The 13075-nt window shown below is 66.4% G+C and carries 15 protein-coding genes; 12 read left to right on the plus strand and 3 right to left on the minus strand.

What is annotated here, in order from left to right; all coding sequences use genetic code 11:
• Nucleotides 1-344 precede the first annotated feature (344 nt).
• Nucleotides 345-680, plus strand: coding sequence for a c-type cytochrome (locus tag ACLFMY_RS02260; RefSeq protein ID WP_410762895.1), 336 nt, complete (start codon nt 345-347; stop codon nt 678-680).
• A 123-nt stretch (nt 681-803) separates the two neighbouring features.
• On the opposite strand, the gene ACLFMY_RS02265 is transcribed toward ACLFMY_RS02260, so the two are convergent.
• Nucleotides 804-1484 (minus strand): YoaK family protein, encoded by a 681-nt coding sequence (locus ACLFMY_RS02265; protein WP_410762896.1) that lies wholly within the window; start codon nt 1482-1484, stop codon nt 804-806.
• Between the two features lie 162 nt (nt 1485-1646).
• Between ACLFMY_RS02265 and rpsF the strand changes: the two genes are divergently transcribed.
• The 5 genes from rpsF to alr all read left to right on the plus strand — a co-directional run bounded on the left by rpsF (nt 1647) and on the right by alr (nt 5540).
• A complete protein-coding gene (gene rpsF, locus ACLFMY_RS02270) occupies nt 1647-2057 on the plus strand; it encodes a 30S ribosomal protein S6 (protein ID WP_410762897.1) in 411 nt (136 codons plus the stop codon).
• 19 nt (nt 2058-2076) lie between these two features.
• On the plus strand, nt 2077-2301 hold the full coding sequence (gene rpsR / locus ACLFMY_RS02275; protein ID WP_125198602.1) for a 30S ribosomal protein S18: 225 nt from the start codon (nt 2077-2079) through the stop codon (nt 2299-2301).
• A gap of 36 nt (nt 2302-2337) precedes the next feature.
• Nucleotides 2338-2793: a 50S ribosomal protein L9 gene (gene rplI, locus ACLFMY_RS02280; RefSeq protein WP_410762898.1), complete on the plus strand. Its 456-nt coding sequence runs from the start codon at nt 2338-2340 to the stop codon at nt 2791-2793.
• Nucleotides 2794-3000: 207 nt separating this feature from the next.
• Nucleotides 3001-4434: a replicative DNA helicase gene (gene dnaB / locus ACLFMY_RS02285; protein ID WP_410762899.1), complete on the plus strand. Its 1434-nt coding sequence runs from the start codon at nt 3001-3003 to the stop codon at nt 4432-4434.
• Nucleotides 4431-5540: an alanine racemase gene (gene alr / locus ACLFMY_RS02290; RefSeq protein ID WP_410762901.1), complete on the plus strand. Its 1110-nt coding sequence runs from the start codon at nt 4431-4433 to the stop codon at nt 5538-5540. Before dnaB ends, alr begins: the two co-directional genes overlap by 4 nt.
• 71 nt (nt 5541-5611) lie before the next feature.
• Here alr and ACLFMY_RS02295 read toward each other — a convergent pair whose 3' ends face one another.
• Nucleotides 5612-6145 (minus strand): hypothetical protein, encoded by a 534-nt coding sequence (locus tag ACLFMY_RS02295; protein WP_410762902.1) that lies wholly within the window; start codon nt 6143-6145, stop codon nt 5612-5614.
• 56 nt (nt 6146-6201) lie between these two features.
• Between ACLFMY_RS02295 and ACLFMY_RS02300 the strand changes: the two genes are divergently transcribed.
• The 6 genes from ACLFMY_RS02300 (at nt 6202) to ACLFMY_RS02325 (ending at nt 10428) form a co-directional block, all read left to right on the plus strand.
• Nucleotides 6202-7242 (plus strand): aldo/keto reductase, encoded by a 1041-nt coding sequence (locus ACLFMY_RS02300; protein WP_410762903.1) that lies wholly within the window; start codon nt 6202-6204, stop codon nt 7240-7242.
• Nucleotides 7243-7260: 18 nt separating this feature from the next.
• On the plus strand, nt 7261-8724 hold the full coding sequence (locus tag ACLFMY_RS02305; protein ID WP_410762904.1) for an NAD-dependent succinate-semialdehyde dehydrogenase: 1464 nt from the start codon (nt 7261-7263) through the stop codon (nt 8722-8724).
• Between the two features lie 95 nt (nt 8725-8819).
• Nucleotides 8820-9164 (plus strand): YqjD family protein, encoded by a 345-nt coding sequence (locus tag ACLFMY_RS02310; RefSeq protein WP_410762905.1) that lies wholly within the window; start codon nt 8820-8822, stop codon nt 9162-9164.
• Nucleotides 9165-9220: 56 nt separating this feature from the next.
• Nucleotides 9221-9436 (plus strand): hypothetical protein, encoded by a 216-nt coding sequence (locus ACLFMY_RS02315; RefSeq protein WP_410762906.1) that lies wholly within the window; start codon nt 9221-9223, stop codon nt 9434-9436.
• On the plus strand, nt 9433-9768 hold the full coding sequence (locus ACLFMY_RS02320; RefSeq protein WP_410762907.1) for a hypothetical protein: 336 nt from the start codon (nt 9433-9435) through the stop codon (nt 9766-9768). Before ACLFMY_RS02315 ends, ACLFMY_RS02320 begins: the two co-directional genes overlap by 4 nt.
• Nucleotides 9769-9810: 42 nt before the next feature.
• Nucleotides 9811-10428: an exopolysaccharide biosynthesis protein gene (locus tag ACLFMY_RS02325; protein ID WP_410762908.1), complete on the plus strand. Its 618-nt coding sequence runs from the start codon at nt 9811-9813 to the stop codon at nt 10426-10428.
• A 55-nt stretch (nt 10429-10483) separates the two neighbouring features.
• Here ACLFMY_RS02325 and ACLFMY_RS02330 read toward each other — a convergent pair whose 3' ends face one another.
• Nucleotides 10484-12745, minus strand: coding sequence for an Orn/Lys/Arg decarboxylase N-terminal domain-containing protein (locus ACLFMY_RS02330; protein WP_410762910.1), 2262 nt, complete (start codon nt 12743-12745; stop codon nt 10484-10486).
• Between the last annotated feature and the right edge of the window lie 330 nt (nt 12746-13075).

A 13075-nucleotide genomic window follows, 5' to 3' on the forward strand; every position in this document is an offset into this window, starting at 1 on the left:
TATGGGGAGATACAAGTATTTTATGGGAAAGTTCCCTCGGCTGGCTTTAAACGAGCGATCGGCAATGCATCGTCGCGGGGCCGTTCCCGCAGTGGCGTCTGAAGCGGGCGGAGGGAGGTAGAGCGGGCGTTGGTCGGCGAGGACGAGTCCGGTTTACGGCACCGATGCCGGAAACTTCCCACCGGGCGCAGGGTTCATCCCGGCTGGTCAATTGCCGACTGACCCGTGGATTTGGCGATTTGTTGCCGCAAATCTGCCATGTTAGGTTGGCGCGCGATCTGTTCCGGTCCGTCGTCAGTCGGAGCGGAGCGTGATGTACCACGCTAGCAATGGAGGAATTCGCCATGAGATCCACGATTGTCAGTCTTGCCGGTCTTGCGTTCGCCGTGATGGGCCCGCAGGCGATGGCCGCTGACGCCGAGGCGGGCAAGTCGAAGTATGACTCGGTCTGTGCCGCCTGCCACGGCGCCAAGGGCGAGGGATCGGACGTCTATCCGTCCCTGAAGGGCCAGAGCCAGGGCGAAGTCGCCGAGGTTCTTGCACTCTACAAGGATGGTGACAAGGAGGCGCTGAAGGAAAAGGGACTGGCCGGGGACGACTATGCGCAGATGGCGCCCAATGCCGCCTCCCTCAGCGAGGACGACATGAAGAACCTCGGTGCGTATATCGAGTCTCTGTGATCCGGCAATGATGGTCGTTGTTTCGGACCCGGGCCCAGCCCGGGTCTTTTTTTGCTCGGGCAACCCATGGTTTCCCTTTGGAAATCCGATGGGAAGTTGCTGGTTCGGGGAGCGGATGCGTCGTTACCGAAGGCGTTCCCGTCGACGGTACAGGCGGGCGACCCATGCCATCAGACCGGCGCCTGCAGCCGCCGGCAGGAGGCTGCCCGCCGTTCCCAGCACCTGGGACAGCACCCCGCCAACGCCGCCGGCGACGTAGCCGCCCATGAGCGTGAGCAGCAGCGACCCCTCCCAGGACCAATGGCGCAGCCGGATGGACCGCGCGAGGTGCACACCGAAATCGGTGGTTATCCCGGTGATGTGGGTGGTGCGGATCAGCAGGCCCCGGTAGCTGGCCACCAGCGCGTTCTGCAACCCGCAGGCCACGGCGGCGATGCTCAGGGAGATGACGGCCAGGCCGTAAAGAGCGGCCAGGGCGGCGGCGAGCAGCAGGAGCATCTCGATTCCGAGCCCCCACCCATAACGGGGACTCTCCGGGAACTGGCGGTGGCCGATCATGACGCCCGAAAGGGTGGCGCCACCGATGAATCCCGCCAGGATGGCCACTGCGGTGAACGCCGTTGTCGCATCCAGCCACGCCAGGCCTTCGCTCAGGTGCGAGGCCGTGCCGGTCATCTGGCTCACCGGCAGGCCGAAGGCCAGCAGCATGGCGCTGTTGACGTGACCGGCCAGCCCCGCCATGACGAAGGCCAGGATGAATATCTTCGCTTTCGGGGTGGCTTTCTCTCGATGGGGGTAGGGCATGTCGTTACCGGTGGCTTGATGGTCAGGGGCGTGTGCCCGATTTTACGCCGGGCGATGCGCCTTGATGGATCGGCCGAGTCGGCGTAGAATGCGCGCCTTGTTTCTCCTGCCTGACCGTTCCGCATGCGGCAGGCTGCCTTCAATCCACAGGAGTTTTGATCCATGCGTCATTACGAAATCGTCTTCATGGTCCACCCGGACCAGAGCGACCAGGTCCCGGCCATGATCGAGCGCTACCGCGGCATCATCGAGGCCGCACAGGGCACGGTCCACCGTCTCGAGGACTGGGGTCGCCGCCAACTGGCCTACCCGATCAAGAAGCTGGTCAAGGCGCACTACGTGCTGATGAACGTCGAGACCGACCAGGCTGCACTGGCCGAGCTCGAGGAAGCGTTCAAGTTCAACGACGCCGTCCTGCGCCACATGACCGTCCGTTGCGACGAGGCCTACACCGATCCCTCGCCGATGATGCAGGAGCGCGAGTCCGAGCGTCGCCCGCGTCGTCGTGACGACGAGAACAAGGGTGAAGAGCGTCGCGATTCCGAGAAGAAATCCGACGACTCCAGCGAATAAGTTTCGAGAGGTTTGATCCATGGCCCGTTTTTTCCGTCGCAAGCGTTTCTGCCGTTTCACCGCCGAGGGCGTGAAGCACATCGACTACAAGGACATTGACACCCTGCGTCAGTACGTCACCGAGACCGGCAAGATCGTTCCCAGCCGCGTGACCGGTACCAATGCCCGCTATCAGCGCCAGCTGCAGACCGCCATCAAGCGCGCCCGCTTCCTGGCCCTGCTGTCGTACACCGACCGTCACTGATCGCGTCCGTCCTGAGCGTCTAGGAGTCAATATCCCATGCAAGTAATTCTGTTGAGCAAGGTAGAGAACCTGGGCTCGCTGGGCGACGTGGTCCGCGTCCGCCCGGGCTACGCCCGCAACTTCCTGATCCCCTACGGCAAGGCCAAGCCGGCCACCAAGGCCAACATGGAAGAGTTCGAGACGCGTCGCGCCGAACTCGAGAAGAAGGCTGCCGAGGAACTGGCCGCCGCCCAGGCCCGCGCCGACAAGATCGGTGAAGAGGCCAGCGTCACCATCCCGGTCAAGGCTGGTGCCGAAGGCAAGCTGTTCGGCTCGGTCGGCACCGTCGAGATCGCCACCGCCGTCAGCGACGCGTTCGGTGTCGAGGTCGAGAAGCGTGAAGTGCGCCTGCCGGAAGGTGCCCTGCGTGCGCTGGGCGAGTTCCCGGTGCAACTGCACCTGCACTCGGAAGTCGACGTCGACATCACCGTCGTGGTCGTCCCCGAGCAGTAAGCGCCTCGCCGCCGGCTTCTGCCGGCGGACAAACGTCCCGAAGCCCGCCCTCGTCAAAGGGGCGGGCTTTTTCGTTGGTCCCGGGCATGTGGCGCGCGTGCGGAATCTCCGTCTCGCCGTGGCCAACAAGCAGCCCAGGGCGTATCATTCGGGGTCTTCACGGCGCGTCGTCGCCGGTCCCCGACACACCCCACGGTCCCGATATTGATGCCATCGACGGAACACGAATCCGATAGAATCCAGGGTCATTTCCGCAGCGCCTCGTCCGGCCGGGATGGCTCCTCCCCGATCCCCCTGCGCGTGCCGCCGCACTCCCAGGATGCCGAACAGGCCGTGCTGGGGGGGCTGATGCTCGATCCGCTCGCCTTCGAGCAGATTGGCGACAAGATCCACGGCGAGGATTTCTATTTCCACGATCACCGCGTGATCTTCGAGGTGATCGAGGAGTTGGCGGAGCGGAACCAGCCCTTCGATGCCATGGTGGTCTCCGAACGCCTCAAGGCGGTGGAGAAACTCGAGGACATCGGCGGCAACGACTATCTGGCCGCGCTGGTGGACTCGGTGCCCAGTGCCGCAAACATCCTCGCCTACGCGGAGATCATCCGCGAGCATGCCCTCCTGCGCCGGCTGATCGAGGTCGGTACCGACATCTCCCGCATGGGGTACCAGACGGAGGGGCGCTCGGCCACGGACGTCCTTGAGCACGCCGAGAAGGAAATCTTCGCCATCGCCGACGAGGGGGCACGCACCCGTCGGGGTTTCCAGGGCATCACGGACCTGCTGACCGTGGCGATGGATCGCATTGCCGAACTGTACGAGAACAAGGGCGAGGTGACCGGGCAGAGTACCGGATTCACCGACCTCGACAGCATGACCACCGGCCTGCAGAACGGTGACCTGATCATCGTGGCCGGGCGGCCCTCCATGGGCAAGACGACCTTCGCCATGAACATCGCCGAGAACGTCGCCCTCTACAACGACAAGGCGGTGGCCGTGTTCTCCATGGAGATGCCCGGCGACCAGCTCGCGGTGCGCATGCTCTCCTCGCTGGGCCGTATCGACCAGACGCGTGTGCGGACGGGGCAGCTCGAGGACCAGGACTGGCACCGCATCTCTGGCGCCGTGGGCCAGCTGAGCCAGGCGAAGATCTTCATCGACGACACCCCGGCGCTGTCGCCTTCCGACCTGCGCTCGCGTGCCCGGAGGCTTGCCCGTGAACAGGATCTCGGGCTGATCGTGGTCGACTACCTGCAGCTCATGCAGGTGCCGGGGTCGAAGGAGAACCGCACCAACGAGATCTCCGAGATTTCCCGCTCGCTCAAGGCCGTGGCCAAGGAGCTCAACGTGCCGCTGATCGCGCTGTCCCAGCTCAACCGCTCGCTGGAGCAGCGTCCGAACAAGCGACCGGTGATGTCCGACCTGCGCGAATCCGGGGCGATCGAGCAGGACGCCGACATCATCATGTTCATCTACCGGGAAGAGGTCTACGAGCCGGATACCGAGAAGAAGGGCATGGCCGAGATCATCATCGGCAAGCAACGTAACGGCCCGATCGGCACCGTGGTGATGACATTCCGCGGGAAGAACACGCGCTTTGAGGACTTCATCAGCTCGGACGCGGTGCCGGAAGCTTACCGATGATGCGTCGCGCCCGCCTGACGATCGACGCCGCCGCCCTGCGCCACAACCTCGGTGTGGCGCGGCGGGCGGCCGGGCCGCGGCGTATTTTCGCTGCGATCAAGGCGGACGGCTACGGCCACGGCATGCTGACGGCCGCCACGGCCTTCGCGGCGGCCGGTGCCGAGGGGTTCGCGGTGGCCACGCCCGGCGAGGCGCTGGCGTTGCGCGAGGCGGGATTCGAACAGCGCCTGCTGGTGTTGCAAGGGGCGCTGGACGCCGAGGAACTGGAAGTGGGGATCGAGCAGTCGCTCGACCTGGTCTTCCATGACCTTGCGCAGATCCGGGAGCTCGAGCGCTGGTGTGCCGAGCGAGGCGGCGCCCTGCCGCGCGGCCGCCTGCGGGCATGGCTGAAGCTCGACACCGGCATGCATCGTGCCGGCCTGATGCCGGCGGCCATCGGGGAGGCCCGGGCGCGACTGGCGAGCTGCCCGGCGGTGGCCGAGCGGATCGGGCTGATGACCCACTTTGCCCGCGCCGATGAGCCCGACCCCGCAGAGACCCGGACGCAGATCGACCGGTTCGACGACGTGGCCACCGGCTGGGGCGGCGAAACCAGCCTCTGCAATTCCGCGGCGCTGCTCGGTCACGATGCCGGGGGCGACTGGGTAAGGCCGGGGATCATGCTCTACGGGGGCAATCCCTTCATCTTCGGCCAGGCCGCGGACCGCGACCTGCGAGCCGGCATGCACCTGCGGACCGTGCTGGTCGCGGTCCGCGAGGTCCCCAGGGGTGGTTCGATCGGCTACGGCGGCCGGTTCATCGCCCCGGAGCGCATGGCGGTGGGAATCGCCGCCGTGGGCTACGGGGACGGCTACCCGCGCCACGCACCGGATGGCACGCCCATCCGTGTCAACGGGCAGACCACCCGGATCATCGGCCGGGTCTCGATGGACATGGTCACCGTCGACCTGCGCGGCATCGAGGCGCGGGTCGGCGACGAGGTGGAGTGCTGGGGTGATGCCCTGCCCATCGACTCGGTCGCCCGCTCCGCGGGCACCATCAGCTACGAGCTGATGTGTCGCATGGGCGGCGAACTGCGGGCCGAGGCCCGCGTGATCAACGCCTGAGCCGGGCACTCGTGCCGGCCACGGTCGGCGCGGGGCAGGGTGCTCGGAGCCCCCGTCGTGGGGAAGGTGGCTCAGGCCCGTTCCTGGCGGCGGACGGCGACGAGGGTGGCGTTGACCAGCCCGCGGCGACTTTCGGGAAAGTCCCGGAGCAGGCGGTCGATGTCGCGCTCCCCCTCGACGATGGCGACGAAGGCATGGGCCGTCGACCCGGTCACCCCGGCGCTTTCCGCGGTCTCGCGCATCTCGTTGATGGCCGCCAGCGCCTCGCGCTCACCCCAGGTCGCGGCCAGGATCAGGGCGGCGACCTGTTCGGCGGCCCCGGCCTCGGCCTCGGCCTCGACGGCGTCCAGCCAGGCCGGATCGCGGATGGCGGCCTCGATCGCCTCGACCACGGCACGATCCTCGTCGTCCAGGGTCGAGGCATCGACCGACTCGTCGACGAGTCGCTTCTCCAGCGCATCGGCCAGCGCGGACCAGCCATCTTCGCGGTAGCGGGCGATGGCAGACCGGGCGTCCGCGTGGTTCAGGGCGTCACGGAGCCCTGCACTGACGGCACGGATCAGGTCGGCGTGGGCGGCGGCAATCTGGCTGGAAACGCGGGTCATCTCGGCTACTCTCAGACATTCGGAAAACCACACAGCATAAAGGGCGGACTAACACGATGGAATACCGGCGACTGGGCAACAGCGGACTGATGGTCAGCAGCATCTGTCTGGGCACCATGACCTTCGGCCAGCAGAACAGCGAGGCCGAGGCACACCAGCAGCTGAATCGCGCCGTGGATGCCGGGATCAACTTCATCGACACGGCGGAGATGTACCCGGTCCCGCCGCGCGGCGAGACGCAGGGGCGCACCGAAGCGTACATCGGCAGCTGGCTGAAGGATCGCCGGCGCGAGGACCTGGTCATCGCCAGCAAGGTGACCGGTGCCGGGCGCGCGTCACTCGATTACCTGCGCGGCGGGCCGCGGATCACCCGCGATCAGGTCAACCAGGCCATCGACGGCAGCTTGCGGCGCCTGCGCACGGATTACGTCGATCTCTACCAGATCCACTGGCCGGACCGCTACGTGCCCAAGTTCGGCGAGGTCTACTACGACGCCGATCGCCGCTGGGAGGCCGAGTCGTTCGAGGCCCAGCTCGAGGTGCTCGCCGATCTGGTCGACGCGGGCAAGGTGCGCTATATCGGCCTGTCCAACGAGACGCCCTACGGTGTCATGTCCTTCCTGGAGGCCGCGCGGCGGCTCGATCTGCCGGCGGTGACCTCGCTGCAGAACGCCTATCACCTGATGAACCGCCAGTTCGAGACCGGCGGGCTGGCCGAGGTCTGCACGGAAATGGACGTGGCCCTGCTGCCCTACAGTCCGCTGGCCTTCGGTCATCTGACCGGCAAGTACATCGATGATCCGCAGGCAAGGGGACGCATCACGGAATTCCCGGATTTCGGCCAGCGTTACGAGAAGCCGAATGCGGCCGAGGCGGCCCGTGCCTACGTGGAACTGGCACGCGAGCGAGGGCTGTCTCCGGCGCAGATGGCGATCGCCTTCACCCTGCGCCTGCCGCAGGTGGCATCGACGATCATCGGGGCGACCAGCCTGTCGCAGCTCGAGGAGAACATCGGTGCCGCGAACGTGCAGCTCTCCAGCGACTTGCTCGACGCCATCGACGCGATCGATGCCCGCTATCCCAGCCCCACGGTCTGAATGCAGGAGGCGAACCACATGAGTACAGACTGGGTCTCAGAAATACGCGCCAACCCATTGTTTCATGAGCGGGCATTCGTCGGCGGCGAATGGGTCGAAGCCGACAGCGGCGAAACCCTGTCGATCGACAACCCCGCCACGCGGGAGACCATCGGCGAGGTTCCCCGGCTGGGTGCCGCCGAGACCAGGCGCGCCATCCAGGCCGGCGAAGAGGCCATGAAGGCCTGGCGGCGGCAGACGGCCGAGGCGCGGGGCGTGATCCTGTACCGCTGGTACGAATTGATGCTGGAGCACGAGGACACCCTGGCGGCGATCATGACGCTCGAGCAGGGCAAGCCGCTGGCCGAGGCCGCCGGGGAGATCCGCTATGCCGCCTCGTTTCTCAAGTGGTTCGCCGAGGAGGCACGTCGTGCCTACGGACGCACCATCCCGGCCGCCAACCCCGACCATCACATCGTGGTGATCCGCCAGCCGATCGGGGTGTGCGCGGCCATCACGCCCTGGAACTTCCCGTCGTCGATGATCACGCGCAAGGCCGGCGCCGCCCTGGCGGCTGGCTGCTCGATGGTGGTCAAGCCGGCGTCGGCCACCCCGTATTCCGCGCTGGCCCTCGCGGCGCTGGCCGACCAGGCAGGCGTGCCGGCCGGGGTGTTCAGCGTGGTCACCGGCTCGGCGCGAGAGATCGCGGCAGAAATGACGGCCAACCCACTGGTTCAAAAGGTCTCCTTTACCGGATCGACCGAGGTCGGCAGCGAGCTGATGCGGCAGGCGGCCACACACGTGCAGAAGATCTCGCTCGAGCTCGGCGGTAACGCGCCGTTCGTGGTCTTCGACGACGCGGACCTCGATGCCGCCGTCGACGGGGCGATCGCGGCGAAATTCCGCAATACCGGGCAGACCTGCGTCTGCGTCAATCGCTTTTATGTGCAGGCGTCCGTGCACGATGCCTTCGTCGGCAAGCTCAGGGCGCGTATCGAGAACCTCCGCCTGGGAGATGGCTTCGACCCGTCGAGCGAGATCGCGCCACTGATCAACCAGGAAGCCGTGGACAAGGTACTCGCGCACGTCGCCGATGCGACGGCACAGGGGGCCGAGGTGCTTGCCGGCGGCGAACTGGACGCCCGCGGCGGCAACTATGTGCTGCCGACCCTCCTGACCGGCATCCGCCAGTCGATGCAGGTGATGCAGGAGGAGACCTTCGGCCCGGTGGTCGCCGTCTCGACCTTCGACACCGAGGCGGAGGCGATCGAGCTGGCCAACGACACGCCGTTCGGACTGGCGGCGTATTTCTACAGCGAGAACATCCACCGCGTCTGGCGGGTGGCCGAGGCGATCGAGGCGGGCATGGTCGGGGTCAACGCCGGGTTGGTCTCGAATGCCGCCGCCCCGTTCGGTGGGGTCAAGTCCTCGGGTCTGGGTCGCGAGGGTGCCACGGAAGGGCTCGACGAGTACCTCGAGACAAAGTACCTGCTGATGGGGTGAGCGCGCTCGCGCGGCGGCCGGTCTGGAATCCGGCCGATACCTGCACTAAGGTCAATGCAGTACTCCCTATTTTCATCACCAGAGGTGGCCCTCACATGGCACAAGCATCCCAGAAGGACCCCAGCGCCGAGGTCGAGGCACTCAAGAAGGATCTGGCGCAGTTGCGCGGCGATGTGGCCGATCTGCTCAAGGTCGTGAAGGAGCAGAGCGAGCAGCGCGTCCGCGACAAGGCCGAGACCGCCCGCGACGAGGTCAAGGAGGCATTCGACGACGGCATGTCCGCCCTCAACCGGGGCTACGATCAGGTGCGTGCGCGGGGGGAGGCCCGCGTCGACGAGGCCGAGGAACTCGTTGGGCGCCATCCGCTGACCTCGGTGATGGCCGCGTTCGGCATCGGTTTCGTCGTCGCCAAGCTGATGGATCTCGGGGGGCGGCACTGAAGGTCATCACCGACTACGTTCTTGCCCTTGCCGCACTTGTCGAGGCGGAAGGGCGAGTGTTGCGTCGGCAGGTGGGGCGCACGGCCGCGGCCGTCGTCCTGCTGGGCGTGGTCGGCCTGCTGGCGCTCCTCGGTCTAGGACTCGTCGGGACGGGCATCTACCACTGGCTGGCGTCGATCTGGGGAGTGCCGGCCGCCTTTGCCACGGTGGGAGCCGGTTGCCTGGCGGTCGCTCTGGTTCTGGCCTACTGGTCCTACCGGTGGATCCGGTGACTCGACAGCCACAACGGTGGCCCGACCGGAGCGTCGCTCGTGATGAGCGGGGGCTGTCGGCCGACGAGGCGTTGCGTCTGGCCAAGCTGCGGCTGACCCTCTCCGGCGAGGCGATCGACGCGCTTGCCGATGCCGGTCTCTGTGCCGTGGAGGCGGGCATCTCTCGTCACCCGTGGGCATCGCTCGCCGGGGCCCTGGTTGCCGGTGGACTGGCAGGGCGGACGGATGGGATCGGGATCGCCGCGGGCTTCATTCGTCTGCTCTCCGTGTCCCGGTTTCCGGCAAGACGTCCCCGGGCGTCCTCCCGTCGCTGCCGTTACCAGCGCCCCTGACCCGGGGCTCTCTCTGCGCCGCAGCATACGAGCGCAACGGCCATGTCCGAACGCGACACCAGCCTGACACCACTCGATCCGGCCGAGCCACGCAATCTCGGCGAGTTGCTGGCACGCATCGCTGCCGTCGCCGCCGAGACCGAGCGGCTTGATCTCGGCCGCATCATCGACGCGCTTGGCACACGGAGCTTCGGTCCCTTTCTGCTCTTGATCGGCGTGCTGCTCGTCTCCCCCCTCAGTGGCATTCCGGGTGTGCCAACCACCATGGGGATCGCGCTCGTTCTTACCTCGCTGCAGCTGCTGTTCGGGCGCAAGGTGTTCTGGCTGCCGCGCTGGCTGCTGTCCCGGTCCGTATCGACTGACCGGCTCCTTCGCGCGCTCAACTCGCTGCAGCGTCCGGCGCGTTACGTCGACTGGTTCCTGCGGCCGAGGCTGAGCTTCCTTGTCGCCAACGGGGGGACGATCGGTATCGCCCTCACGTGCGTGATGCTGGGACTCATGATGCCCGTGATGGAGGTGGTGCCGTTCTCCGCGACGGCGGCGGGACTGAGCGTAGTGCTCTTCGGGCTGGCAATGGTGTCGTTCGACGGCGTGTTCGTCCTGCTCGCCGTGGCGTACCTGGTGTCGGTCGGCTGCCTTGCCCTCGGCGGACTGGCCTGACCGGAGCCCCACAAGGTCCCGTTGCGGGGCCGCGGGGGAGGGCCTGCCGCCCGGATCAGTCCTGTCGCACGCAGTCGATGAAGTAGCGGGTCCCGTCGTCGGACTCCTCGGCGACGAGTCCGTGCACGTCGGTCTCGAAGCCGGGCATCTGCCGGTTGAAGTGTCGCACGAACCGCAGGTACTCGACGATGCGGGCATTGAAGCGCTCGCCGGGGATCAGCAGGGGGATGCCGGGCGGGTAGGGTGTGACCAGCGACGCGGTGATCCGTCCCTCGAGATCGTCGATCGAGACCCGTTCGATCTGCTTTCTCGCCATCTTCGACCAGGCATCGGCCGGGCGCATGGCCGGCTCGATGTTGGAGATGTACATCTCGGTGGTCAGCCTGGCGACGTCGTGCTCGCGGTAGACGGCATGGAGCTTCTCGCAGAGATCGCGCAGCCCGACCCGCTCGTAGCGCGGGTGCTTGTTGACGAACTCCGGCATGATCCGCCACAGCGGCTGGTTGCGCTGGTACTCGTCCTTGAACTGCTGCAGCGCGGTCAGGAGCGTGTTCCAGCGGCCCTTGGTGATGCCGATGGTGAACATGATGAAGAAGCTGTAGAGGCCGGCCTTCTCGACGACCACGCCGTGCTCGGCCAGATAGCGGGTGACGATCGCCGCCGGGATGCCCCAGTCGTGGAAGTCGCCGTCGACGTCGAGGCCCGGCGTGATGATGGTCGCCTTGATCGGGTCGAGCATGTTGAACCCGGTCGGCACCTGCCCGAAGCCGTGCCAGCGGTCGTCCTCGTGCAGCATCCAGTCATCGCGCGTGCCGATGCCTTCCTCGGGGATGGCATCCGGCCCCCAGACCTTGAACCACCAGTCGTCGCCGTACTCGGCATCCACCTTCTGCATGGCGCGACGGAAGTCCATCGCCTCGAAGATCGACTCCTCGACCAGGGCGGTGCCGCCCGGCGGCTCCATCATCGAGGCGGCTACGTCGCAGGAGGCGATGATCGCGTATTGCGGCGAGGTCGACGAGTGCATCAGGTAGGCCTCGTTGAACACGTCCTGGTCGAAACGCTCCTTCTCGCAGTCCTGCACCAGCACCTGGGAAGCCTGCGACAGGCCGGCAAGCAGCTTGTGGGTCGATTGGGTCGAGTAGACCACCGAGTCGTCACAGCGCCGCCGGTCGGCCCCGATGGCGTGGTAGTCGCCGTAGAAGTCGTGGAAGGCGGCGTGCGGCAGCCAGGCCTCGTCGAAGTGCAGCACCTCGACGAAGCCGTCGAGCTCGTCCTTGATCTCCTCGACGTTGTAGAGGATGCCGTCGTAGGTCGACTGGGTGATGGTCAGGATCTTGGGCTGCTGGTCGTCGGCCTTGCCCGCGAACGGGTGTTCGGCAATCTTCTTCTCGATGTTCTCCCTGGAGAACTCGCTGCGCGGGATCGGGCCGATGATGCCGTAGTGGTTGCGCGTCGGCATCAGGAACACCGGGATCGCCCCGGTGAGGATGATCGAGTGCAGGATCGACTTGTGGCAGTTGCGGTCGACCACCACCACGTCCCCGGGAGCGACGTTCGAGTTCCAGACCATGCGGTTGGACGTCGAGGTGCCGTTGGTGACGAAGAACAGGTGGTCCGCGTTGAAGATGCGCGCGGCGTTGCGCTCCGAGGCGGCCACCGGGCCGGTGTGGTCGAGCAGCTGGCCGAGCTCGTCGACGGCGTTGCAGACGTCGGCACGCAGCAGGTTCTCGCCGAAGAATTGGTGGAACATCTGGCCCACCGGGCTCTTGAGGAAGGCCACCCCGCCGGAATGCCCCGGGCAGTGCCAGGAGTACGAGCCGTCGGCGGCGTAGCCGGTCAGCGCGCGGAAGAACGGCGGGGCGAGCGAGTTGAGGTAGCTGCGCGCCTCGCGGATGACGTGACGTGCGACGAACTCGGGCGTGTCCTCGAACATGTGGATGAAGCCGTGCAGCTCCTTCAACACGTCGTTGGGCAGGTGGCGGCTGGTGCGGGTCTCGCCGTAGAGGAAGATCGGGATGTCGGCGTTGCGAAAGCGGATTTCCTGGATGAAATTGCGCAACTGCACGATCACCTCGAGCGACTCGTCGACCGGCTCGTTGCCCCCGTGGAACTCCTCGTCGTCGATCGAGATGACGAAGGCCGACACCCGGCTCTGCTGCTGAGCGAATGCCGCGAGATCGACGTAACTGGTCACCCCGAGCACTTCCTCGCCCTCGGCACGGATCGCGTCGGCCAGTGCGCGGATGCCGAGACCGGAGACGTTCTCGGAACGGAAATCCTCGTCGATGATGACGATGGGGAAGCGGAAGATCATGGGAGTGGCAACCTCGAAACCCGCAAGTGGCTGATCGGACGACGAAATCGGACGGACCGCGCTGTCTGTCGCCAATGGCAAAACCCGGGGCAGGGACCCCGGGCGGAACAACCTCGAATTCTACACCATACTTCTGTGTCCGACCGGGCCGGAAACCGCGACGGGCGGCGGCTCCGGTGGCCGGGAAATCCGTCGGATGTCGGTCGCGGCTCTGTGGCCCGACCGGGTGGGCATATCCTTAGGGGGCGGAGCGGGAGGGCAACGCCCGAACCTTTCGCTACATGGGTGCAATGATGTCTAATTCATCTCCGCACGAACCAGGATCTACCG

The organism is Guyparkeria sp. (assembly GCF_046545975.1).
Taxonomy (GTDB): Bacteria; Pseudomonadota; Gammaproteobacteria; order Halothiobacillales; family Halothiobacillaceae; genus Guyparkeria.